21 protein-coding genes are annotated in these 24,603 nt (G+C 64.3%); 8 read left to right on the top strand and 13 right to left on the bottom strand.

Annotated features, from left to right (window positions below):
- Window position 1: 1 nt before the first annotated feature.
- Window positions 2-1,198, bottom strand: coding sequence for a glycerol dehydrogenase (locus CAF92_RS00365; protein ID WP_046613861.1), 1,197 nt, complete (start codon window positions 1,196-1,198; stop codon window positions 2-4).
- A 306-nt stretch (window positions 1,199-1,504) separates the two neighbouring features.
- On the opposite strand from CAF92_RS00365, the gene CAF92_RS00360 reads away from it, so the two are divergent.
- The 6 genes from CAF92_RS00360 to CAF92_RS00335 all read left to right on the top strand — a co-directional run bounded on the left by CAF92_RS00360 (window position 1,505) and on the right by CAF92_RS00335 (window position 7,629).
- Window positions 1,505-2,308: a shikimate dehydrogenase gene (locus CAF92_RS00360; protein ID WP_046613862.1), complete on the top strand. Its 804-nt coding sequence runs from the start codon at window positions 1,505-1,507 to the stop codon at window positions 2,306-2,308.
- A gap of 84 nt (window positions 2,309-2,392) precedes the next feature.
- The gene (locus CAF92_RS00355; protein WP_046613863.1) at window positions 2,393-3,085 is read left to right on the top strand and encodes an SDR family NAD(P)-dependent oxidoreductase; all 693 of its coding nucleotides are present in this window, start codon (window positions 2,393-2,395) and stop codon (window positions 3,083-3,085) included.
- 142 nt (window positions 3,086-3,227) lie between these two features.
- Entirely contained in the window at window positions 3,228-4,319 is a 1,092-nt protein-coding gene (locus CAF92_RS00350; RefSeq protein WP_046613864.1) for a glycerol dehydrogenase, read from the top strand.
- A gap of 48 nt (window positions 4,320-4,367) precedes the next feature.
- Entirely contained in the window at window positions 4,368-5,255 is an 888-nt protein-coding gene (locus tag CAF92_RS00345; protein ID WP_003257657.1) for a transketolase, read from the top strand.
- A 3-nt stretch (window positions 5,256-5,258) separates the two neighbouring features.
- Window positions 5,259-6,239: a transketolase family protein gene (locus CAF92_RS00340; protein ID WP_085598368.1), complete on the top strand. Its 981-nt coding sequence runs from the start codon at window positions 5,259-5,261 to the stop codon at window positions 6,237-6,239.
- 64 nt (window positions 6,240-6,303) lie between these two features.
- Window positions 6,304-7,629 carry an MFS transporter gene (locus tag CAF92_RS00335; RefSeq protein WP_080958410.1) on the top strand — a complete coding sequence of 442 codons (1,326 nt, stop codon included), beginning with the start codon at window positions 6,304-6,306 and terminating at the stop codon, window positions 7,627-7,629.
- Window positions 7,630-7,668: 39 nt separating this feature from the next.
- Here the strand turns inward: CAF92_RS00335 and CAF92_RS00330 are convergent, their stop codons facing one another.
- The 6 genes from CAF92_RS00330 to CAF92_RS00310 form a co-directional block, all read right to left on the bottom strand.
- Window positions 7,669-9,051 carry an efflux transporter outer membrane subunit gene (locus CAF92_RS00330; protein ID WP_046613866.1) on the bottom strand — a complete coding sequence of 461 codons (1,383 nt, stop codon included), beginning with the start codon at window positions 9,049-9,051 and terminating at the stop codon, window positions 7,669-7,671.
- Window positions 9,048-12,221, bottom strand: a complete 3,174-nt coding sequence (locus tag CAF92_RS00325; protein WP_085598366.1) for an efflux RND transporter permease subunit — start codon at window positions 12,219-12,221, stop codon at window positions 9,048-9,050. Before CAF92_RS00325 ends, CAF92_RS00330 begins: the two co-directional genes overlap by 4 nt.
- Window positions 12,218-13,387, bottom strand: a complete 1,170-nt coding sequence (locus CAF92_RS00320) for an efflux RND transporter periplasmic adaptor subunit (RefSeq protein WP_046614089.1) — start codon at window positions 13,385-13,387, stop codon at window positions 12,218-12,220. Before CAF92_RS00320 ends, CAF92_RS00325 begins: the two co-directional genes overlap by 4 nt.
- 17 nt (window positions 13,388-13,404) lie before the next feature.
- Window positions 13,405-13,542, bottom strand: coding sequence for a hypothetical protein (locus tag CAF92_RS27385; RefSeq protein WP_023662445.1), 138 nt, complete (start codon window positions 13,540-13,542; stop codon window positions 13,405-13,407).
- 234 nt (window positions 13,543-13,776) lie between these two features.
- Window positions 13,777-14,130, bottom strand: a complete 354-nt coding sequence (locus tag CAF92_RS00315) for a PQQ-dependent sugar dehydrogenase (protein ID WP_085598364.1) — start codon at window positions 14,128-14,130, stop codon at window positions 13,777-13,779.
- A gap of 139 nt (window positions 14,131-14,269) precedes the next feature.
- Window positions 14,270-15,196: a transporter gene (locus CAF92_RS00310; RefSeq protein WP_085598362.1), complete on the bottom strand. Its 927-nt coding sequence runs from the start codon at window positions 15,194-15,196 to the stop codon at window positions 14,270-14,272.
- Window positions 15,197-15,314: 118 nt separating this feature from the next.
- Between CAF92_RS00310 and CAF92_RS00305 the strand changes: the two genes are divergently transcribed.
- A complete protein-coding gene (locus tag CAF92_RS00305) occupies window positions 15,315-16,211 on the top strand; it encodes a LysR family transcriptional regulator (protein ID WP_085598360.1) in 897 nt (298 codons plus the stop codon).
- 118 nt (window positions 16,212-16,329) lie between these two features.
- Here CAF92_RS00305 and CAF92_RS00300 read toward each other — a convergent pair whose 3' ends face one another.
- The 6 genes from CAF92_RS00300 to CAF92_RS00275 form a co-directional block, all read right to left on the bottom strand.
- The gene (locus tag CAF92_RS00300; RefSeq protein ID WP_085598358.1) at window positions 16,330-17,754 is read right to left on the bottom strand and encodes an OprD family outer membrane porin; all 1,425 of its coding nucleotides are present in this window, start codon (window positions 17,752-17,754) and stop codon (window positions 16,330-16,332) included.
- A 97-nt stretch (window positions 17,755-17,851) separates the two neighbouring features.
- Window positions 17,852-18,259, bottom strand: coding sequence for an OsmC family protein (locus tag CAF92_RS00295; protein WP_046613871.1), 408 nt, complete (start codon window positions 18,257-18,259; stop codon window positions 17,852-17,854).
- 145 nt (window positions 18,260-18,404) lie between these two features.
- Window positions 18,405-19,304: a LysR substrate-binding domain-containing protein gene (locus tag CAF92_RS00290; RefSeq protein WP_025339543.1), complete on the bottom strand. Its 900-nt coding sequence runs from the start codon at window positions 19,302-19,304 to the stop codon at window positions 18,405-18,407.
- A 22-nt stretch (window positions 19,305-19,326) separates the two neighbouring features.
- Window positions 19,327-20,265, bottom strand: coding sequence for an HlyD family secretion protein (locus CAF92_RS00285; protein WP_085599001.1), 939 nt, complete (start codon window positions 20,263-20,265; stop codon window positions 19,327-19,329).
- A gap of 11 nt (window positions 20,266-20,276) precedes the next feature.
- A complete protein-coding gene (locus tag CAF92_RS00280; protein WP_046613872.1) occupies window positions 20,277-20,483 on the bottom strand; it encodes a DUF1656 domain-containing protein in 207 nt (68 codons plus the stop codon).
- Window positions 20,473-22,626 (bottom strand): FUSC family protein, encoded by a 2,154-nt coding sequence (locus CAF92_RS00275; RefSeq protein WP_085598355.1) that lies wholly within the window; start codon window positions 22,624-22,626, stop codon window positions 20,473-20,475. The genes CAF92_RS00280 and CAF92_RS00275 overlap by 11 nt, the downstream gene beginning before the upstream one ends.
- A 289-nt stretch (window positions 22,627-22,915) precedes the next feature.
- Here CAF92_RS00275 and CAF92_RS00270 point away from each other — a divergent pair, with 289 nt between their 5' ends.
- On the top strand, window positions 22,916-24,568 hold the full coding sequence (locus CAF92_RS00270; protein ID WP_085598353.1) for a SulP family inorganic anion transporter: 1,653 nt from the start codon (window positions 22,916-22,918) through the stop codon (window positions 24,566-24,568).
- Window positions 24,569-24,603 lie beyond the last annotated feature (35 nt).

The raw sequence follows: 24,603 nt of genomic DNA, 5'->3' as shown, positions 1-24,603 counted from the left end.
CTTACCTCTGCTCGTGGCGAATGACTGATGGCAAACGCGGGCTGGCCGAACTTGCCAGAACCGATCCGCCTTTCTTGTAGAACTCCCCCAGGTCGCTGGCGGCAAGCAGCGCCGCACGCATCTCCCACTCAGTGACGTCGAAGGGCTCGACGCGGCTGGTCTGCTGCGGCGAGGCCGCCACCTGCACCACCCGTTGCAGCTCCTGCTCGCTGAGGTCCGCCAGGCCCAGGTCGGCGAAACACACCGGCAGGCCAACCGCCAGGCACAGTCGCAGCAGGCCATCCAGTTCGCTGGCCGGCGCACCCTCGAGCACCAGCATCACCAGGGTGCCGAAGGCCACGTATTCGCCGTGGTAGGCCGTGGCCCGTGCACCTAGCTCACTGAAGCCGCAATACACGGCATGAGCGGTGGCCACCCCGTTGCTCTCGAAACCGATGCCGCTCATCAGTGCGTTGGCCTCGATCACCCGGTTCAGCGCCTTGGTCACCTGCTGCTGCGCACAGGCCCGCACGGCTTGCACCGCATCGGCCTGCAACACCTGGTGGCACAGTTGGGCGATGGCCATCGAGGTGAGGGTCGGCTTGCCGCCGCCCGCGCTCGATTGCAGGCCACCGCCGGCCAGGCCAAGGAAGTTGTCGTGGTCGCCCTGCACGCAGGTGCGTGCCTCGTAGTAGGTCGCCAGAGCATCGCCGATGCCAGCCACCAACAGGCGCACCGGCGCCTGGGCGATGATCCAGGTGTCCACCACCACCACGTCCGGGCTGCGCTCGTGGAACAGCACATCGTCGAAGGCACCGTCCGGGTGGTAGAGCACCGACAAGGCGCTGGTGGGGGCATCGTTGGAGACCACCGTGGGCACGATGCACAGCGGCAGCCGGCCCTGCTGGGCAACCGCCTTGGCGGCGTCGAGCACCTTGCCACCACCCACCCCGACCACTCCGTCACAGCCCAGTCGCTCGCGCAACGCACACAGCCGCTGCACCTCGGCTCGGGTGACTTCGCCTTCGAATACGGCGTAATGCAGGGCATGTTCAGGTTTGTCGAAGCTGATGGCCAGGGTCTGCTGCAGGCTATCCAGACGGCCCTGGCTGGTGATGATCAGGAAGCGCTGGCCAAACCAGGCGATATGCCGGTAAAGGCGTTCAAGTTCCTTGTAACCCTGAATGTAGCGACCGGGCGCGGCGAATATCTGGGTCATTCGCACCTCCCGTCACGCAGGGCCGGCAATGCATGAAGCATTCCGTGCATGAGGTCATCCTCGCCTTTCGTAGAAGGCCTTGTTGTTTTTGATATCAGGACGTTCAGCGGCCGCAGCCGACTGGAGGCATGATATATCATGTTTGATTTTCAACTCGCAAGATCAAGTCTTTTGACTTTCATGCAAAAGACTTTTGCGGCACGGATGGGGATTGACTAATGATATATGATGCATTTATGAATCTAATAACGAACGCGGCGCTGGCCCGCGCTCTGCCTTTCCACGCCAGCTTTCAAGGAAACAGCCATGCCTGTCACCGGCACTACCCGAGTGGTGGTACATCTCACCTACCCAGCCAAGCACCTGCGAACACCGTCCTTGTTCAACCCGCTTCTTGAACGCCTGGGGCATGACGGGGTGCTGGTGCCCTGGGAGGTTTCGCCCGACAACCTGGCCTCGGCCTGGGCTGGCCTGCGTGGTATCGAAAACCTCGCCGGGGTAATCGTGACCGTGCCGCACAAGATCGAGGTGGCCCACCTGTGCGACGAGCTGCTGGGCACCGCCGAAGTGCTCAAGGTGTGCAACGTTGCGCGTCGTCTGCCCGATGGCCGCTTCGTCGGGCGCATGTTCGATGGCGAAGGCTTCGTACGTGGCCTGAAGAACCAGGGCCATGACCTGGCCGGCCAGCGTGTGCTGCTGCTTGGCGCCGGTGGTGCCGCCACCGGTATCGCCCAAGCCCTGCTCAGTGAGCCGATCACCCGGCTGGTGGTCGCCAACCGTTCGCTGGCCAAGGCTGAAGCACTCGCCGCGCAGTTGCGCAGGCTGTTCCCTGATCGGGATATCGCTGCGGGTGCGGCCGATGCACGCGGCTTCGATGTGGTGATCAACGCCACCGCACTGGGCCTGAAGGCGGACGATCCGCTGCCGCTGGCGGCCGATACCCTGCAGCCGGGCACGCTGGTGGGCGAGGTGGTGATGAATCCTGATGTCACCCCGTTGCTCGAAGCGGCCCAGGCCCGTGGCTGCCCCATCCACAAGGGCGTGCACATGCTCACCGGGCAGCTCGAGCTGCTGGCCGATTACCTGTTTGGCGCAGCACCCGGTCGCTGACGCGCCCTGTGCCTTTGCCGGCCTGTTCGCGGGGCGCCTGGGTCAGGCCCCACCCATGTACACATCCCGAAAGGAGCTACACCCATGAGCAAGATTGCAATCATCACCGGCGGCGGCTCGGGCATCGGCCTGGCAACCGCGCAGCGCCTGCTTGCCGATGGCTATCAGGTGCACACCCTGGGCCTGGGCGAACCTGAGGCACGGGTCGAAGGCATCCACTATCAGGTGCTGGACGTGACCAGCGATGCCGAGGTCAATGGCTTCTTCAGCCGCTTCGAGCGCGTCGATGCCCTGGTCAATGCCGCCGGCGTGATCGACCACAACCGGGAATGGGAAATCGACGGTTTCAACCGCGTGCTCGACGTCAACCTGACCGCCGTCCTGCGCATCAGCAATGCCGCCTTGCCGGGCCTGAAGGTGGCGCGCGGCGCGGTGATTAACTTCGCTTCGATGTGGGGCATCTTCGGCTCGGCCAAGACCCCCGCCTACGCCTCGAGCAAGGCCGCGATCAGCGAGCTGACCCGCTGCCAGGCGGTGGCCTGGGCCGCCGACGGTGTGCGCGCCAATGCCGTGGCCCCGGGCTGGATCCTCACCCAGCTGTCGCGCCGAGCCTATGAAGACCCGACCCGCTCGGCCACCATTCTGTCACGCATCCCGATGAACGCCTGGGGCCAACCTGAGGACGTGGCCAATGCCATCGCCTTCCTGGCGTCTGACAGCGCCCGCTATATCACCGGCACCACGCTGGCCATCGATGGCGGCTACTCCATCGCCTGATATCCCATTCGACAGACAGATGGCTACCACTGCCCTCCGAAGAAGCTTGACGGCCATCACGCATGATATATGATGCATCACAACTGACGCAGACCCCTGAGGTCTCGCATAACAACAACAAGCAGTCATAAAGAGGTGCCGTATGAATCTGGTATTCGGCTCACCCGGGCGCTATGTGCAAGGCCCCGGTGTTCTTGACGAGGCAGGCCAGTACCTGGCCCATTGCGGCCGCCGAGCCGTCGTGGTCATCGACAGCTTTGTGATCGGCCTGGTCAAGGAGCGCCTCGACGCCACCTGCGCCCGCGCCGACGTGCAACTGCACTACATCACCTTCGATGGCGAAATCACCGCCAAGGGCATCGCCGGCCTGCGCCAATCGGCCGCGCGCTTTGACTTCGACGTGGTCCTGGCGGTCGGTGGCGGCAAATCGATCGATGCCGGCAAGGCGCTGGCCCACACCTGCGGTGCGGCGCTGGTGAGCATGCCCACGGTCGCCTCCAACGATGCGCCTACTTCGAAAAACTTCGTGGTCTACGACGAGCATCACCAACTCAGCGAAGTTGGCCACCTGCTCAGCAGCCCACGCTATGTACTGGTCGACACCCGCCTGATAGCCCAGGCCCCGCGCCCCTACCTGCTGGCCGGCATCGCCGACGCACTGACCAAGAAGTTCGAAGCCGAGCAGTGCCTCAAAGCCGGTGGCGTGAACATGTTTGGCGCTCGCCCGTCGATTGCCGGGGTCACCCTGGCCCGCGAATGCTATTCCGTGCTGCGCGCCCATGCCGAAGAGGGCCTGGCGCTGGCCGGCAGCGGCCAGGTCAACGAAGCGTTCGAGCGCCTGATCGAAGCCGTGCTGCTGATGAGCGGCCTGGGCTTCGAGAGTGGTGGCCTGTCCATCGCCCACGCGATGACCCGTGGCCTGTCGAAGATCCCCGGTGCCCGCGACCAGGTGCATGGCTGGCAGGTTGCCTATGGCCTGTTGGTGCAACTGGTACTTGAAGACCGCGAAGCGGCGTTCATGGCCGAATTGCTGGCCTTCTACCGACGCATCGGCCTGCCCTGCAACCTGGCCGAACTGGGTGTGACGGGCGTCGACGACGCCACCTTGCTCAAGGTCGCCGAACCCACCCTGCAAGCACCCCACGCACGCAATTTCGTGCGTGGCAACGGCCAACCCCTACACAGCGGTGAACTGATCGAAGCCATGCGCGCGCTCGAATCCCTGACCCGCTGATTTCCCCCGGCAACACCCACCCTGCTATGCCTGCATTTGGAGGTAGAGATGGCTACACCCCGTAAAACCCTCGAGGCCTGGAAAGCCAGCGATTTCGTGCCCAGCGCCGAGACCGTCGCCCACCTGCGCGAACGGGCGAAATTCGTCCGCCTGGAAACCATCCGCCTGATCGAGATCGCCAAGACCGGCCACTACACCTCGGTGTTCTCCGCTGCCGAACTGTTCTCGGCGCTGTACTACGACGTGATGAACCTGCGCCCCGAGGAGCCGGGCTGGGCCGGGCGCGACCGCTTCCTGATGGGCAAGGGCCACGCGGCCGTTGGCCAGTTCCCGATACTTGCCGACCTCGGCATGTTCCCCAAGGCGTGGCTGGATGACTACACGCGACTGGGTAGCCCTCTGGGCGATCACCCTGATATGCGCAAGGTACCCGGCATCGACTTCTCTTCCGGCTCCATCGGCCACGCCCTTTCCGGCGGCCTGGGCATGTGCCTGGCCCAGCGTTTCACTGGCGAAAGCTACGACGTGTTCGTCATGCTCGGTGACGGCGAAATGCAGGAAGGCCAGGTCTGGGAAGCTGCCATGGGTGCCGCCCACCACAAGGCCAACCGGTTGATCGCGATCGTCGACCGCAACGGCTTCCAGCTCGACGGCAGCGTCGACGATGTGATCGGCGTCGAGCCACTGGACGAGAAATGGCGCGCCTTCGGCTGGGAGGTGCACGTCATCGACGGCCACGACATCCGCGCGGTTGCCACCACTCTGCGCAAGGTCAAGGCCGACGAAAACCGCGACAAGCCGGTGTGCATCATCGCCAAGACCGTCAAGGGCAAGGGCGTTTCCTATATGGAAACCGAACCGGGCTGGCACCTGGGCTACTTGGACCCTGAAGACGCCAAACGCGCGATCGCTGAAATCGAAGCCAAGGAGATCTGAAACATGAACGCCCCCCTGTCCCCCAACTCCTGGCAATACCGTGGCCTGAATGCCATGAACCCAGGGCTGTCCTACCTCTCCGATGTCCTGATCGAGCTGGCCCGCGAAGGCCACCCGGTGATGGCAGGCTCGGCAGACCTGCAGTATTCCAATGGCCTGAACAAGTTCGCCACGGCGTTCCCGGACCGCTACATCCAGTTCGGCATCTCCGAGCAGAACATGGTCACCGCTGCCGCCGGCCTGGCCACCTGTGGGGTGATGCCGTTCGTGGCGACCTTCGCCTCGTTCCTGGGCCTGCTGTGCTGCGAACAGATCCGCATGGACGTGGCCTACTCGGCCCAGCCGGTGCGCCTGATCGGCCACCATACCGGGATCTCGCTGGGCTTCTACGGCACCTCGCACCATGCCACCGAGGATATCGCCACCATGCGCTCGATCGCCGACCTGGCGGTGGTCTCGCCCTCCGACGGCCCGCAATTGGCGGCAGCGATCAAGGCCTCGGCCAGCTACGACAAGCCGGTGTACTTCCGCATCGGCCGCGGCCGCGACCCGATCATCTACGAGCACGGCACAACCTTCGAGTTCGGCAAGGCCACCGAGCACTTGCAGGGTGAAGAGCTGACCATCATCGCCTGTGGCATCACCGTGCACCCGGCGCTTGCCGCGGCCCGCAAGCTCAATGCCGAAGGCCGTTCGGTGGGGGTGATCGACATGGCCTCGATCAAGCCGATCGACCGCGAGACGATCCTCCAGGCCGCTGCGCGCAGCAAGCGGATGATGACCGTCGAGGAGCATAACGTGCTCGGTGGCCTGGGCGCCGCGGTGGCCGAGGTGCTGGCCGACGAAGGCGTCGGGGTCAAGCTCAAGCGTCATGGCATCTACGACGAATACAGCCTGATCGCGCCGCCGACCCACCTGTATCAGCACTACAAGCTCGATGCCGCCGGTATCGAGGAAGTGGCCCTGGCCCACATGGCGAGCTGACCCGCCCCGCAGTACGGGCAGCGCCAGCCCGGGTGCTGCCCGCCCCATTCGCTCGGAGACTACAATGAACAACATGACCGAGACCCTGCCAGGCAGCGTTGCCTACGCCGCGCCTGACGCCACACGCCTGCGTCGCAAGTCCTTGCTTGCTACCGGCGTCGGCAACCTGCTGGAGTGGTTCGACTGGACCCTTTACACCGTTGCCTCCGTCTACATTGCCAGTGCCTTGTTCGACAAGAGCAACCCCACCTCGGCGCTGCTCGCCACCCTGGCGGTATTCGCCGCAGGTTTCCTGTTGCGGCCATTGGGCGGCATCGTCTTCGGTATCCTCGCCGACCGCCTCGGCCGACGCACCGTGCTGCTCAGCACCATGCTGCTGATGGCCGGCGCCAGCCTGCTGATCGCGTTCATCCCTTCCTATGAATCTATCGGTAGCTGGGCTTCCGGGTTGCTGCTCTGTGCGCGCTTGATCCAGGGCTTCGCCCACGGTGGAGAGACCACCACGTCCTACGCCTACATCGCCGAGATCGCCCCGCCAAAACGCCGGGGGTTGTGGTCGAGCACGGTGTTCTTCGCGGTGGGCAGCGGCTCGCTGCTGGCAACCTTCTACATGGCCCTGCTGACCTCGATGCTGAGCACCGAGCAGATGCAGGACTGGGGCTGGCGCATCCCCTTCGCCACCGGCGGCCTGCTGGCGGTGGTTGCCCTGTGGCTGCGCCGCAACATGATGGAAAGCAACCACAGCCCTAGCACCGGCAGCGCAACGCAACGCAACGCAACGCAGCACACTACTTGCTGGAGCCGCGGGCAGGTACTGCAACACGGTGTGCGGTTGTTCCTGTATGAAGCAGGCGCCACCCTGACCTACTACACCTGGGTCACGTCGGCATCGATCTATGCCATGAGCGTGAAGGGCATGGACCCGCACTACGCCTTCATGATGAGCTGCGTCGCCCAGGTCATCTACCTCGCCTTCCTGCCGGTCTGCGGCTGGGTCTCGGACCAGGTGGGGCGCAAGGTCTGTGCACTGATTTCGCTGCTGGGTATCGCGGCAACCCTGTTCCCTCTGTGGGGCATGATCTCCAGCGAGCCTTGGACCCTGATGGTGGCGCAGACTGCCGGCCTGATGCTGGTGGCCTTCATCACCGGCTGCAAGCCCGCATCGATTTCCGAGCAAGTCCCTACCCGTTATCGCACGCGGATGTTCGGTGTGTGCATTTCGTTGGGTGTGGCGGTGTTCGGGGGTACCGCGTCGTACGTGACGACCTGGCTTTACTCGGAGCAGATTGGCTGGGTGTTCAATGTCTACCTGATCGTCGTGGCGCTGATTGCCAGTGGCGTGGTACTGATGTGGAAGAACAACCACGGCATTCCGATCGATCAGGTTTGAGTCGTAAACGCTGGGGCTGCCAGGCAGCCCCCATTACGCTTAACCGCCTAACGCACTGACCAAAGCCGCCTGGTTCTGCCACTGGGCAGTGCGTACCGTGGCCAGGGCATCCAGAGCACTGAGCTGGCTGCGCTGGGCCTCCAGCACATCGAGAAACGGCGCCTCGCCAGCCTGCCACGAACGGCGGATCTGCTCGAAGGCCGAGGTCGACTGCTCGCTGGCACGGGCCAGCAGTACCTGGCGTTCCGCATTGCGCTGGGCCGCCGCGAGTGCCGATTCCACCTCCGACACCGCTACCAGCACCGTGCGCCGGTAACTCAGCAACGCCTCCCGCGCCTCGGCATCCCGGACCTGCACCTGCGCCTTGCGCCGGCCACCATCGAACAATGGCGCGCTGGCATTGACGCCGGCCAGCCAGAAGGTCGAGTTGGCCAGCGTGGCCGCGCTCATGCCATTGATCAACGAACCCAACGCCGCCGACAGGCTCAGACGTGGCATCAGCTCTGCCTTGGCCACGCCAACCCGCGCATAGGCGGCAACCACCCGTGCCTCGGCAGCCTTCACGTCAGGACGCCGACGCAGCAGGTCCGCAGGCGTGCCAGCATCCTGCAAGGCCACTTCACGCACACTCGCCGGGCTGGCATGCATCTGTCCGTACAACTCGGCACTGGGCATGGCCAGCAGCACCGAAAGCCGGTGCACGGTGCGCTGCCACTCCAGGCGCAGCGCCGGCACCCGGGCCGCAGTGCGGTCGGCCTGGGCGCGGGCCCGCAGCAGGTCGGCTTCCGGGCTGCTGCCCGCCGCGTACAACTGCTCGCTCAACTGCAAGGTCTCGGCCTGGCTCTGGGCACTCTGGCGGACGATCTCCAGGCGCTGCTCCAGGCCCCGCGCCTGGGCATAGGCCTGGACCACTTCGCTCACCAGCGCAACCCGTACTGCACGGGCTTGCTCTTCACTGGCCGTCACCTCTGCGTCAGCCGCGCGGACGCCTTCACGGATGCGGCCAAACAGGTCTAGCTCCCAGCTTGCGCCCAGGCCCAGCGATACCGGCGCATCGATCAGTGCCTCGCTGTAGCCGGTCTGGTAGGCCGAGGTGCGCTGGCGTGCGGCACTGGCGTCGAGGTCCAGGGCCGGGCTGCCGACCGCAGCGCTGACTGTCCTCAGGGCCCGGGCCGCATCGATGCGCGCCAGGGCAACCTGCAGATCGAGGTTATCGTCCAGTGCCCGCTGCACCAGGCGGTCGAGCAGCGGATCCTGATAGCCGCGCCACCACTGCTCGGTCACAGCCAGCGGTGCTTCGGAGCGGGCATTGAGGTAATGCTGCACAGGTGCAGCGCTGGGCGGCGGCAAGCTTGGGGCGGCGCACGCAGCCAGCAGCGCCGCAGTGAAACCCAGTACGGGGAAACGAAGACGCATGTTCATCGCTGGAAGTCCTGTTCGACAGCCCCAGGCTGTGACAATACCTGCCGTTCGCCGCCGGCAAGGCGGCGAACCAGCACATAGAAAACCGGTGTGAACATCAGGCCGAACAGGGTTACCCCGATCATCCCGAAGAACACCGCAGCCCCCACCGCCAGGCGCATCTCTGAGCCGGCACCCTCGGACAGCACCAGCGGCAAGACGCCGAGGATGAACGCCAGCGAGGTCATCAGGATCGGCCGCAGGCGCAGGCGACAGGCCTCCACCACCGCCTCGACGATACCCTGCCCTTCCTTCTCCAGCAGCCGGGCCACTTCGACGATGAGAATGGCGTTCTTCGCCGCCAGGCCCACCAGTACGATGAAGCCGATCTGGGTGAGGATGTTGATGTCCTGGCCCATCAGGCGCACGCCGCCGGCCGCGGCCAGCAGGCACATCGGCACGATCAGCAGGATCGCCAGCGGCAGGCTCCAGCTGCCGTACTGCGCCGCCAGCACCAGGTAGACGAACACCACACAGAGTGGGAAGACCAGCAGGCCCATGTTACCGGCGGTGGTCTGCTGGTAGCTCAGGTCGGTCCACTGGTAGCTGATGCCCGCCGGCAGATTCGCCATGGCCAGGCGTTCCATGGTCTCGATGGCATAGGTCGAGCCCAGGCCAGGCAAGGTATCACCGTTGATCTCGGCGGTCGGGAACAGGTTGTAACGCGGGAAGCGCTCTACCCCCAGGGCCTCGTGCAGCTGCGTCACGCTGGCCAGCGGGACCATCTGCCCGGCCTGGTTGCGCACCTTGACCCGCGCCAGGTCTTCTGGCGTGACCCGGTAAGGCAGGTCGGCCTGGGCAGTGACACGGTACGTGCGGCCGACCAGGTTGAAGTCGTTGATGTAGGTCGAGCCGAAGTAGGTCTCGATGGCCTGGTTGATCTGGCTGCTTGGCACGCCCAGCATCTCGGCACGCTCACGGTCGAGCTCGACGAACACCTGCGGAGTGCTGGCCGAAAACGGCGAGTACACGCCCGTCATGCCCGGTGTGGCGTTGGCGGCGGCAATCAGCTGCGCCGTGGCCTTGGCCAGCGCGTCACTGCCTAGCCCGGCACGGTCCTGCAGACGCAGGGAGAAACCACCGGTACTGCCCAGCCCCTGCACCGGCGGGGGCGTGGCGACGATCACCGACGCACCGCTGACCGCTTTCAGGCGCTCGCGCAGGTCGGCCGCGATCACATCCGATGTCCGGCCCTTCAGCTTGCGCTTGGACCAAGGTTCGAACACCGGGGCCAGGCCCGCCGAGTTGGACGAGTTGGTTCCGGTGACCATCGAGAAGCCCGAGAAGGTCGGCACCCTGTCCACACCCGGCACCTGCAGGGCGATGGCTTCGATCTGCTGGGAAATTGCGTTGGTACGCTCCAGCGATGCACCATCGGGCAGTTGCACGATCACCACCAGGTAGCCACGGTCCTGGGCCGGGATGAAGCCCTTGGGCGTGGACACCATCAGGTAAGCGGTGGCGGCGATCAGTACGGCATATACGGCCAGCATCAGCGGCGTCCTGGCAACCAGGCCGCGGACGCTGCCGGCATAGCCGTCGGAAAGCCGGGCAAAGCCCCGGTTGAACGCTTCGGCAGCGCGCCGCGGCAGGCCCGTCAGGCCGGCACGCAGCGGCGCATGGCCACCGTGACGGCGCAGGATCATCGCCGCCAGCGCCGGCGACAGGGTCAGCGAGTTGAACAGCGAAATGGCCGTGGCCACCGCGATGGTCACGCCGAATTGGCGGAAGAACTCGCCGGAAATCCCCGGGATGAACGCCGTGGGAATGAATACCGCACAGAGCACCAGGGTAATCGCCACCAGCGCACCGCCAATCTCCTGCATGGTGACGATGGTCGCCTGTACCGGGCTCTTGCCCTCGCCCAGGTGGCGCTCGACGTTCTCCACCACGACGATGGCGTTGTCGACCACGATCCCTACCGCCAGCACCAGGCCGAACAAGGTCAGGTTGTTGATCGAGTAACCCAGCAGCGCCATCACCGCGAAGGTACCCACCAGTGACACCGGGATGGCCAGGATCGGAATGATCGACGGCCGCCAACCCTGGAGGAACAACAGTACCACCAGCACCACGAGGATTACCGCCTCGTAGATGGTCTTGCCCAGCTCACCGATACTGTCGGCGATGAACGCCGTGGGGTTGTAGCCGATGCTGTATTCGATGCCCTCCGGGAAGTCCTTGCTCAGTTGCTGCATGGTCTGCTCCACCACCTGCATGGTCGCCAGGGCGTTGGCGCCCGGACGCTGCAACACCTGCAGGCCGATGGCCGGGTTGCGCAGGTAATAGGTGTTGTTGACGTAGGCCAGCCCGGCGATCTCGGTACGCGCCACGTCCTTCAGGCGCACCAGGCGGCCCGCCTCGCCGGACTTGAGCACGATGTTGTCGAAGTCAGCCGGCTCCTTGAGCCGCCCTTCGAAGATCAAGTTCGGCTGAAATGCCTGGGAGGCCACCGGTGGTTGGGCGATGACACCGCCGGCCACCTGGGTATTCTGCGCACGCACCGCGGCGATGATGTCGCCCGGGGTCAGGTCGAAGGCGGCGACGCGCTCCGGGTCCAGCCAGATGCGCATCGAATACTCACGCGCGCCCAGCGGGTTTATGTCGCCAACGCCGTCGATGCGCTTGAGGGTATCGGCCACGGTGCGAATGGCGAAGTTCGACACGTACAGCTGGTCATAGGTGCCCTTGGGCGAGGAAATGAAAATGGTCGACAGCTGGGTCGGTGAGGACTTGCGCACCGACACACCGCTGCGCTGCACCGGTTCGGGCAGGCGTGGCGTGGCCAGGGCGACGCGGTTCTGCACCAGCACCTGGGCCTTGTCGACGTCGGTGCCGCCCTTGAAGGTCACGGTCAGGTTCAGGCTGCCATCGGAGGTGGCCTGGCTGTACATGTAGAGCATGTCCTCGACGCCGTTGACCTCCTGCTCCAGCGGGATCGCCAGGGTCTCGGCGACGGTCTGTGCCGAGGCCCCCGGGTAGGTGGCCTGGACCACCACCGTGGGTGGCGCGATGTCGGGGTACTCGGAAGTCGGCAGCACCAGGTAGGCCAGGCCGCCGACGATCATCAGCACCACCGAGAGGACGATCGCCAGCACTGGCTGGTCGATCGAGGTGCGTCCCAGGTTCATAGCGGCGCCTCCTGGGCCGGGTTGGCGGCGGCCACCCGGGTCAGGCTGCGCTGCTCACCGATCGCGGTATCGCCGGCGCGCACCCGTTGCAGGCCATCGACGATGACCCGGTCGTCGGCCTGCAGTCCGCTGACCACTTCGCGCAGGCCGTCATGCAGCTTGCCCAGCTGTACCGGGCGCAGTTCGACGCGGTTCTGTGCATCGAGCACATACAGCACCTTGCGCGTGGCATCGATGCCTACGGCCGTATCCGGCACCAGCAAGGCCTCGTAGGCCGGGCGCGCGGAAAACTGCACGCGGCCGAACTGGCCCGGGCTCAACGCCAGGTCCGGGTTGCTGACCCGCGCGCGCTGGCGCAGGGTGCCGGTGGATGGGTCCAGGCGGTTGTCGATGAAATCCATGCGCCCGCTCAGCGATGGCTGGAGCTCGCCTGGCAGGGCGATGCGCACCTGGCTGCCGGCAATGTTGCCGGCCGACTGGCGGCGGTACTTCAGGTAGCTTTGCTCGTCGATGTCGAAGTAGATGTCGATGGGGTCAAGCGAGACGATGGTGGTCAGCAGCGTGGCATCGTTGCTGCCGCCGTTGACCAGGTTGCCTTCGCTGATCAGCTTGCGGCTGATACGCCCGCTCATGGGCGCGGTGATACGGGTGAACTCGAGGTCCAGGCGAGCGCTGGCCAGCGCGCCTTCGGCGCTGAGCACTTCGGCGCGAGCCGCCTCGCGCGCTTGCAGGCGCTGGTCGTACAGGCTCTGCGCAATGGTCCTGGAATCGATCAGCACCTTGGCGCGGGCATACTCCTGTTCGGCCAGGGCCTGTTGCGAACGGGCCTGGGCCAGTTTGCCCTGGGCCTGGGTCACCGCCGCCTGGAAGCTGCGCGAGTCGATGACGAACAGCAGATCGCCCTTCTTCACGATTGCACCGTCCCGGAAGGCCACCTTCTCCAGGTAGCCGCTGACGCGTGAGCGTACCTCCACCGAATCGGTAGCCTCGAACCGGCCGGTAAAGCTGTCCCAGTCACTGATGGTCGACTTCAACGGTTGGCTCACCACCACACTCGGCGCCGCCGGCGCACTCTCTTGCGCCTGCGGGCCACAGCCGACCAACAATGCCGCCAGCGACAAGGCGAACAGCGCCCTTTTGCCCGTTACGGGCAGTTTCACGTTCATGAACTCCATAACCGGCGTCATTTCCTGAAGGCGTGGGCGTTGAGGGAATGGTTGCGCTCGACGAATGCCGACGACTCCTCGGCGTGAACAGCCAGGGTGGACGACAGGGTGACCAGGGTGGCGAACGCGAGCAGGGCGTGCTTGATGGCGGTCATGGTGAAAGCCTCAGTATTTGAAAGTGAGGCGAATTCTTGGGAATTGCGGGTGCAAGAGAAATAGCGCCGCGAACAAATGAATATTGTGCGCTGTTCACGAATATAAACTTTGAGGATGATGCAGGCCTGGACTTTTGCCCGGAAGGCAAAGGTGATTGTCACCTGAATTGAATATCACTTTGTAGCGGGCGCAGTCGGGCTAATAACCTGACCCGACTGCGCCTGGGTGCATTGCTACTTGCCCGTATATCGAAACGCCAGGATAGCCCCTGGGTTGTCGAACTTCGCCGCGGCACTTCCCTGATCGTTCGTGCCCAGGCTGCTTTCAATATCCGTGGCAACGTAGATCACTTCACCCGTGGGATCAATAGCAATGTCCCGGTAGCGATTCAACGACCTGAACAAAGGTACCGCCTCCCCCACCGGCTTGGCTTTCGCCGCATCCAGCTGAACCCGATACACCACCCCACGCTTGAGGCTGGTTATCAGCAGCGAGTTGTCCCAGGCTTTGTCACCTGCCGTCGAGCCCGAATAATATGTAACTCCGGACGGCGCAATGGTCGGCCAGCAGATATCCACATCGTTCATCTCCTATACAGGACTTACGGACAATACATGCATCGCTGACTTATCCAACGTAATCGGCCTATGCCGATTCTGCCAGCGCGGAAAACAACACTCAGTGTTCCATTTCAGCAACGATTCATTCGGGCGTACCAGTGCCGATCTAGAAGGGCAACAGGTAGCGCAACGTCAGCTGATTGCCCTCGGACCGGTTCCTTGCACCCTGCTCCACATAGAAGTTGGCGTAGAACGCCTGCTTGCCTCTGCTGTACATCACGCCAGGCCCCAGGGCCAGCACGCGCTCCTTGGACGCTGACTGCCGGTGGCCGTCGATCCGGTCGGCCGATACCTGCTCCAGGTGATAACCGGCAAGGCCCACCCGCCAGGCATCGAAGATTGCGTAGGACACCGAGAAGTTGCTGTGCACCGCCTCGCCGGGCTGGATATCGTCGGTCTGCAAATGCCTGGCCGGGTCTTCGTTGCGGCTCGACCAGGCGTAATGAAGTCGCCCACTGACCTCGAGCCGGTCGGTCAGCTCCCAGGTAAAGGCGTAATGCGGGCTGACCACCCACAGGTTGCTGCCGACGTTGATGCTGGCATCACGGTCGTAATCCCCGGTGGGCGCGGTGATTACCAGGTTCAAACGCTGCCAGTAGGGGCGCCCGAACAGTTGCACCGGCGCCCATTGCAGGAGCAACGGGCTGAAGATCAGGTCGCCCTGACGCGTGCGTGAACCGTCCGGGCCGTTGTCGATATCGACTTCCAGGTGCACCAGCGGCAACAGCACTTCCATACCGTAGTTGGCGCCCAGCAGCTTGTGCTCGGTGATGTAGGCCAGGTGCGGCAGCACCGTAGTGCTGTGCACTTTCTGACGCCCCGGCACCGCACTGCCGTGGCTGTCCGTGGCGTCCTGGGCGCGATAGTGCTGGATCGGCAGTTCGAACAGCATGCCTGGCCGTACGACCCCATCCAGGAAGCTGGTGTTGCCCAGCGGCAACGGCGGCAGGCTGACAGCATCGGCCACGACTTCTGCGCTGCCCAGTGCCGTCGCCAGCGACAACAGTGCAGCGGACTTTCTATAAGGCCTCATCCAGGTCTCCTGTGGGCATTCATGTTTCAACGCCAATCTGCAAACGTTAGTGCTCTCACGCTGCATGCACTAGAGCTGATAGATTGGTCACAGAGTTCCATCTGGTGAACGATCGAACATGGAAGACCTGAACGACCTGTTTTACTTCGCCCAAGTCGTCGAGCACGGCGGTTTCGCACCGGCCGGGCGGGCACTGAACATTCCGAAATCCACACTCAGCCGGCGCGTCCTGCAACTGGAGGAACGCCTGGGCGTACGCCTGCTCCAGCGTTCCACCCGACACTTTTCGGTGACCGAGACGGGCCAGGAGTTCTTCCAGCATTGCAGGGCCATGCTGGTGGAAGCGGAAGCGGCCCGATGGGTGGTCGAACGCACCCGCGCCGAGCCCCAGGGCACCGTCCGCATGAGCTGCCCGACAACCCTGCTGCATTACCGGGTCGGCGGGCTGGTCAGTCGATTCATGGCCGAAAACCCGAAAGTGAAGGTGCACCTGGAACCCACCAACCGCCGTGTGGATGTATTGGGCGAAGGCCTCGACCTGGCGCTACGGGTGCGCTTCCCACCGCTGGAGGACAGCGACCTGGTCATGCGCACACTGGCCAGGAGCCCGCAGCGGCTGGTCGCGAGCCCCTCGCTGGTGGAGCGGCTGGCGCTGCAGCTACCCGTCGAACCAGAGCATCTGGGTGAGCAGCCGAGCCTGGATTGGGGGCCGCCCAGGGACCACATCTGGCAACTCGAAGGGCCCGACGGCGCGCATGCCGAAATCCGCCACACGCCGCGCTACATCACCGATGACATGAGCGCACTGCGGCAGGCGGCGCTAGACGGTGTAGGCATCGTGCAATTGCCGTTCATGGTGGTTGACCAGGACCTGGAAAACGGCCGCTTGGTGGAGCTCAACCCGCAATGGGAACCGCGCTGCGGTATCGTCCATGCGGTGTTCCCTTCCCGCCGCGGCCTGTTGCCCTCAGTGCGCAGCCTGATCGACTTTCTGGCCGAACATATCTGGGAATGACCGGCGCTATGCCGGCGCCTGGCCGATGCCAGGCCCAATCGATGTCACATCAGACTTGCATGACCAAGCATCATCCCTGGAACGGACCTGTGCGTCGCGGCCAACGCACATCACGCAATCAGAACAGGCTGATCGGGTAATCGACGATCAAGCGGTACTCATCGGCACTGGAGTTGCCGCGGGTATTGCCGGGTGCGGTATAGCCATCACCCTCGCGGTGCGTTGCCCAGCGCAGGGTCAGCGACAGGTCCTTCGCCGGGCCGGCTGGCACCTGGTACTTGAGGGCAAGGTCGCGCTCCCAGTGCTTGGCGTGCTTGCCGTCCGGGTTGTAGATATAGCCATAACCGACGCTTGCTGGGTCGACCCGGGTGAGGTCGGCCTCGCCCTGGGTGTAGGCCGCGATGAACTGCAGCGCAGGCGCCCCCAGCGGCGCCAGGCTGGTTTCGTACTGCAGGCGCCAGGACTTTTCACCGGGGCCGTTGAAATCGGCAAATTGCTGGGAGTTGCTCAGGTAAAGGAAGACACGGTCGTTCTGCGTGATGTAGTCGAACGGCGTTCGGCCGTCGACCTTCTGCAAGCCCAGGGTCAGGGTCTGGCCATAGGCTGTCGCGGAGATGCCAGCGCTGTAGGTGTCGTTATCGATGTCACCCAGCTGGCTGCGCCCTTGGTCCCGGGTCTTGAAGTAGTGCAGGTAGGGTTTGAGCAGCAGCGCATCATTGACCTGAAACACCTCCGAAACCCCGAGGTAATACTGATTCCAGATGTCTTCCAGCTGGCCGCCATAAACTGTCAGCTGCAGCCCTTGCGGCCGGCCATACACCGCGCCAAGCCAGCCGATATGAGGGCTTTCGCGGTCCGCCGCCACACCCGCGCTGTTGCGCGCGCCATAGGCGGTGACCAAGTGGGAGTGGCCGCTCTGGTTGCGCAGCCGGGTAGATTCCACGAACCCGGCATCCAGCCACAGGTCGTCGATGCCATGGTTGTTCAGGGTGACGCCACGATACGTCTGCGGGAACAGGCGGCTTGTGCCGCTCGCCACCACCGGGTTCTCGACCAATTGGTCGCCGGCCTTCACCAACGTGTCGAGGTACCTCAGCTTGAGCGCCGCGCCGGCACTGGAAAACGTGTCACCCGGCTTGAGCGATGAGTCCAGCGGGAGCAAGCCAGCGCCACCACTTCCACCGCCGCCATCGAGCTTGATGCCGAGGAAGGCGTGCGCATCCACGCCCAACCCGACAGGCGTATCGGTGAAGCCCGAGCGGAACGAAAACAGAAAACCCTGGGCCCATTCGGTCGGGTCGCGGGGTACCAGGTCAGAGTGGTTATCGCGCTGGAAATAGTAGTTCCTCACCAGCGCATCCAGGCGCGCGCCTTCGACCAGACCGGGCGGGATGCCCAGTTCCACGGCCTGCCGGTCATTGACACCGGTGAAGATGTTGTCCTTCTGCCCCAGGGCGTTGTCGGCCTGGGCAGGCGCCGCAAGCACCAGGCCGAGCCCCAACGGGCAAAGCAGCAGGCGCCGATTCGCGTCGAGGGTCGCCATCGCCGTGCACCTCATGCCCGCCAAGGGATGGTTGGCGCATGTACTCATGTGCTGCTCCTCTAACCGGCAGCCGGCAGGCGCGACGCTGCGCCTGGCCTCATCCAACCAGCTTGCTGGCGATGACGATTTCGCCGCTCAAAACCTTGTGAATGGGACAGGCATTGGCAACTTCCAGCAAGCGCGTGCGTTGCTCTTCGCTCAGCGGCCCGCTCAAGCGAATGTCACGAGCGATTTGGATCCGAGGTTCGCGCCCCAGTAGTTCCTGCTCGATGCGGATATCCACATCGATGGCTTGCAGCGGCATTTCCTTGCGCTGTGCGTACATGGCAACCGTGATGGAAGTGCAGGCGCCGAGGGATGACAGCAACAGCCCATGGGGTGACGGCCCGACATCCCCACCGCCTGCCGCCGCATCAACATCGCTGGCCCACTGGTGCAGGCCATCTGTCACGTTCACCTGGTACGCCACGCCTGCAAACGAAGCGCGGATTGCTCGCTCTGACATTGAAACTCCTGATTGACGGTTGCCTGTGGTCACCCTGCTGCACAGGCTGCAAAGCTTGAATGATAGGTGCACGACGCAACGGACGGTAGGTGATGAAATGCGCCGCAGCGTTCTGCCTGGTGAACGCTGCGCCCGGTCAAAGGCGCTACGCCGACCGCTCGAATGCCACCGCAAGAAAGTCGATCAACTCCCGCACCGCTGGCGTCAGCCCCCGCCGCGAAGGAAACAGGGCGATTACCTCGCCCATCCTGGGTACCCAGCTCTCCAGCACGTTCAGCAAACGCCCGGCGGCCAAGTCATCCTTCACCATATCCGCTGGCAGCAACACCACGCCCACGCCCGCGAGCGCGCCCTGGTACAGCACCGCGATATCGTCGGAGACCAACCGTGGGCGGAAGCGAATGGACGCCACCCCGCCTTCGGGGCCGTCCAGGTCCCAGACGTACTCCTGAACATTCGCCCCCCAGCCAAGGCTGGGCAGTTCAAACAGATCGGCAGGCTGCAGAGGGCGGTCGTACTGCGCCAGCAAGCCGGGCGAAGCCACCAGGCACTGGCGGCTCTGTGCCAGTTTGCGCATCACCAGCTCGCTGCTTTCCAGCGGTTGATGGCGCACGCTCAGGACCAGGTCGAAGCCCTCGCCGATCACATCGACCCGCCGGTTGTAGCTCTTCACCAGCAACTCCACCGCCGGGCATTGCACCATGAACTGCCCAAGCATCGGCGCCAGGCGTGCATCCAGCAGCGAGGTGCTGCAGGCCAGCCGGACAATGCCGCTAGGCACGGCGCGGCTGCGCTGGATCGCGTCCTCGGCAGCAAATGCCCGGTCGACCATCGACATACAGTGATGGTAGTACTCCAGCCCCACTTCGGTGACCGCGAACTGCCGGGTGGAGCGCTGGATCAGGCGCACCCCCAGGCGGTCCTCCAGATTGGCGACTCGCCGGCTCAGCCGCGACTTGGGCAGGCCGAGCGCGCGCCCGGCCGATGCGAAACCGCCACACTCGACCACCTTGGTATACAGGTACAGCTCATTCAAATCGAACATCATGCTCATCGCCCACCCCCAGCTATTCGAGAATGGTCACGGTGGCAGTGGTCCCCGCACGCAAAGGTGGCGCATCGGCACTGCGCTCCAGGCGCAGCCGTACCGGGATCCGCTGGGCAAGCTTGACCCAGGTGTAGCTTGGGTTGACGTTGGCCAGCAGGCGGTTGCCCGGCTGGTTCTCGCGGTCGGTGATGGCATAGGCGATGCTCTCTACCGTGCCCTCCAGCACCTCGCCACTCATCAGGGCGATGCGCGCACGGCTGCCCACCTTGATTTTCGGCAACTTGGTTTCCTCGAAATAGCCACTGACGTGGAACGACGAACTGTCGACCAGCGCCAGCAGCGGCATGCCCGGCTGGGCATAGTCGCCCTGGCGGGTCAGCAGGTTGGTCACGTAACCGCTGACCGGGGCGCTGACCCGGGTGCGTTCGAGGTCGAGCCGGGCCTGCTGCAGCGTGGCCTCGGCGAGTTGCACGTTGGCCTGTGCCAGGCCGAGGTTGGACTGTTCGCGCAGCAGGTCGGCCTGGGCCACGGCCACGTCGGTGCCGGCCTTTTCCCATTCTTCGGCAGAGATTGCCGACATCGATTGCAGCTTGCGTCGGCGTTGCTCTTCGCTGCGCCGCTGCTTGAGCTGCGCCTCGTTGGCGACGATGGCGGCCTGCGATTGCCCCAGCGCCGCACGCGCGACTTCGACGGCTCGCACAGCATGCAGCACGGCCAGCTCGTAGCGCGACGGGTCGATCTGCAGCAGCAGGTCGCCTTGCCTGACGAACTGGTTGTCCTGCACCGGCAGCTCGATGATACGCCCTGCCACCTCGGCCGACAGGGTCACCACATCAGCCCGCACACGGGCATCACGGGTCCAGGGCGCACGGGTGTAGTAGTCCCAGGCAAACCAGCCCAGCACCACCGCAAGCGCCAGCACCGCCAGGGTCACGGCTTTGGCAAGAACAGGTTTCAACACAGGCATTTTCAGGCACTCACTCCCATCGACAACACCAGCGCCGCGCAGATCGCGGCATACAAGGCGCCCTGCAACAGCGCCGGGTGCCACACACGCGCCAGCACGCCACTGCGCCGCAACAGGGCGTCCAGCACCAGGAACAACGGCAACCCCAGCAACAACGCCTGGGCAATCGGCGGCAGGTAGACCCCGCCAAACTCGAAATCAACGGGCATAGGCGCCCTCCTCCTCAGGCAACGTCTGCGCTGCCAGCACCGGTCGATAGCGCTGCAGCAGCTGGCCGGCAACCGATAGCGCGACCCGCAGGATGAACAACTGCCGCAGCGTCTCGCGGCCCGCCTCGGCGTGTGCCTGGTGCAGCGCATCCAGGGTTTCGGCAAGCTCGGCCAGCTCGCGCAACAGCCCGTCCACATCCACCCGCCGGCGTGCTCCGATCAGATCCGCCATCTCCTGCAACCCTAGGCGCAAACGCGCCCTCGTGCCTTCAGGCAGCACCGTGAGGTTGACGCACTGGGCATGCGCCTGGCCCAGCGCAATGGCCAGCGCCGGGCACACCAGGCTGCAATCGAACAGCTCCCGGGAGCGCGCATCAGTGGCGGCGGGCAACAGGCCGATCATCGCCGACAGGCGGTCCAGCATGCGGCTCTCGAAATCGAACTGACGCGCCACGCTGGCAGGTGCCGTCACGTACTCATGCACATCCTCGCGGGCCTGGCGGAACAGCCGGGCCATGCGCTTTTGCGGGTTGAACGGGAACACCAGGGCGAACACCACCATCGCCAGCCCGCCAGCCGCCGCATAGCCACCGGCAAACTCGAACCACTGCATGGCACTGTTGTGGTAGGCGCCGACATTCTGCGGCCCGATCATCAACAGGCTGATCAACCCGATGCCCATGCCGATGCCCGCGGTCATGGGGCTGGCCAGGCCGACGGCCGCCAGGTACAGCAACGGCACCAGGCACACGGCAAGCATTTCGAAATCGGTGAACATCGGCAGCAGGGCAAACTGGTACACGGCGGACAACAGCAGCGCGACCAGCAGGCCACGGTTGTAGTTCTGGCTGGCCAGCAACGGCCGCGGCAGCGTCGCCATCAGCGAACACATGACACCGATCAGGATCACCCCGGAACGCGCGCCGTCCCAGGCCGTTTCGATCCACAACCAACCGGCGAGAAACAGCGCCAGGAACGCCCGCACGGCGTTCATGCCGGCCAGGCGGAAGTCCAGATGCAGCGCGCTGGCCTGCCCTTGGACATGGGGGCAACTGGCGCCCCTGCCCTGCTGGATCGCCTCGTTGAGCTCGATCAGTTCGTTCAGCTGCTGCAGCAGGCGCGCCTGCTCCCAGCGCAGGGCCCAGGCCAGCGAGCGCATGCGCGGGGGCAAGGGCTCGTCGAGAAACTCGACCCGATCAGCGGCGGCGTCGAAGCGCTGGTACAGGTGGCGGATCGCTTCGCGGCGCTGCGCCGACAACTTCACGCCATCACGGGCCAGTGCCTCCAGGTTGTCCAGCTCGTCCTGCCGCAACAGCTGGATTTCTTCTGGCAACGGCCCTTGCCAGTGCTGCTTGATCAACTCGCGCTGTTGGCGCAATACCAGCAGGCGCGACACCAGCAGCACCAGTTGGTTGGCCAGCAGCTGCACCAGCCCATCGGCATTGCGCAGGTGCGGAGCATCGAAATAGAGATGGCGGCGCAGGCCTTCCAGCGCACTGATCTCGCTGATCAATTGCGCCTGCCGCTGGTGCACCGCGGCTTCGTCCTCTTCGCTGCGCACCACCTCGGCGGCGTGCCGGGCGATCAGCTTGACCAGGCTATCGACCTTGCTGAAGTAGCCCTGCGCCACTGCCTGTGGGCGCGCGCTCAACAAACTGACCACGGCCACGCAGGCCACCGCCAGCAGGGTTTCGGTCAACCGGGTGATGGCCAGCAGGAGAATGCCGTCCGGTTCCGGCACGGCCAGCATCGCGACCACCACGGCGGTAAACCCGCTGAGGACGAAGGCATGCGAGTCGGTATAGCGCAGCAGCGTGCCGCCCGCCGTGCAGAACGCCAGCCACAGGGCCAGGCAGACGATGAAAGGCATTGGCGCCTGGGGGAACAAGGCCATGATCACCACCGCCATGGCGGCCCCCGCTGCGGTGCCCAGTACCTGGGCGAAACTGCGCTTGAGGGTCATGCCGGCCAACGGCAGGCTGATGATGATCACGGTCATCAGCGCCCACTTCGGTTGCTCCAGGTCGAAGATGAACGCCAGGTAGAGGCACAACAGGCCTGCAACGATGGTACGCAGCGCGAAGAACAGCACCCCACGGCCAGGGTTCAAGGCCATCTTGAAATAGGAAATCAGTGGAGCCATCCGGCACCTCGGGACACGGCCAGGAAGCCGCGCATGGGCGCATGGCATTCCGGGCCGGGTTGATTCATGAGCTGGAGGCGTCTCTGCGCATCCGCGAGCACACTCACATTACCGTTCAAGTGCGCGAGTCGAGCAACCGTAAGATATATAAGCAGATTAACTGACGACAGGTTGGATTCCGGGACACTGTGTCCCATCTCGCGAACAACGAACCAGACATGCCATTGGGGCTCCCCTTGCGCAGGGCATGCTAAATACTATGTGCATGCACCTTATCAAGGAGCCTGCAATGATTGCGGTACGCGAAGCCTGGCAAGCCGGCCTGTTCAAGCGTGAAAACTGGATGCGCAACCTTGTCTCCGGCCTCATCGTCGGGGTTGTCGCGCTGCCCCTCGCCATGGCCTTCGCCATCGCTTCCGGGGTCAAGCCAGAGCAAGGCATCTACACCGCAATCATAGGCGGGCTGCTGGTTTCCTTGCTGGGCGGCTGTCGATTGCAGATCGCCGGACCGACCGGGGCCTTCATCGTGATCCTCGCTGGAGTGACGGCGAAGTACGGAGTGGACGGCCTTCAACTGGCCACGATGATGGCTGGCGCCATACTGCTGGTGCTTGGCATTACCCGCCTGGGCGCAGTCATCAAGTTCATTCCCGACCCGGTGATCGTCGGTTTCACCGCCGGCATCGGCATCATCATCTGGGTGGGGCAATGGCGAGATTTCTTCGGCCTGCCCGAAATCGAAGGCGGGCACTTCCACGAAAAACTGTGGCATCTGTTGCAAGCCCTGCCAGACCTCCACATTGCCACGACGCTGCTTGCAACATGCAGCCTTGCTTTGCTGATCCTGACGCCAAGGTTGCCCGTGCTGAAACGCCTGCCCGGGCCGCTGGTCGCCATGGTGTTCGCGACGCTGGTCCAATCACTGTTCCATTTCGACGGCGTGGCTACCATCGGCACCGCCTTCGGCGCGATCCCACAAGGTTTGCCGTCACTCACCTGGCCCGAGGTCTCCCTGGCGCGGGTGATCGAACTGATCGGGCCGGCGTTTGCGATCGCCATGCTGGGGGCCATTGAATCGTTGCTCTCGGCTGTCGTCGCCGACGGCATGGCAGGCACCAGGCACGACTCGAACCAGGAACTGATCGGCCAAGGGGTCGCCAACCTGGTAGTGCCGCTGTTCGGGGGCTTTGCCGCCACAGGTGCGATTGCCCGGACAGCGACCAACATCCGCAATGGTGCTACCGGGCCACTGGCCGGCATCATCCATGCGCTGACACTGGTACTGATCATCCTGTTCCTGGCGCCACTGGCGTCGAACATTCCACTCTGCGCACTGGCGGCGATTCTGTTCGTCGTCGCCTACAACATGAGCGAGCTGAAGCATTTCAAGCGCATGCTGCAACGCGCACCGCGAGCCGACATCGCCATCCTGCTCGTCACCTTCACATTGACGGTGTTCAGTGACCTGGTGATCGCCGTGAACATCGGCGTCATCCTCGCCATGCTTCAGTTCATGCGCCGCATGGCATCGTCCGTCGAAGTCCAGCAGGTGGTCGAAGAGGAACTGGCCAATGAACTGCACAGCAACGGCCAGGCATCGCTCCCCCCCGGCGTGATGGTGTACACCATCGAGGGCCCGCTGTTCTTCGGCGCCGCTGAAACCTTCGAGCGCGCGCTGTCACAAACGCATACCGACCCTGAACTGCTGGTGATTTGCCTGAAGCGGGTGCCCTTCATGGATATCACCGGGCTGCAGACCCTGGAGGAAGTGATCCAGCAACTGCATGAACGCCAGATCGTGGTGAAACTGTGCGAAGCCAACGGCAAGGTGCTTGGCAAGCTGGAAAGGACCGGTATCCTGCGGCTGCTTGGCCCCGGGCACTATCACCAAACCCTCGGTACCGCCCTGCTCGAGGCGCAGGCACCGGCGGCACAATACTGACGTGTGGCACAAGCGATCGGGGAGCCATGCACGCG

Origin of the sequence: Pseudomonas sp. B10(2017), from assembly GCF_002113295.1 — a bacterium.
Lineage (GTDB): Bacteria > Pseudomonadota > Gammaproteobacteria > Pseudomonadales > Pseudomonadaceae > Aquipseudomonas > Aquipseudomonas pudica.
This window is presented reverse-complemented; position numbering and strand designations above follow the sequence as displayed.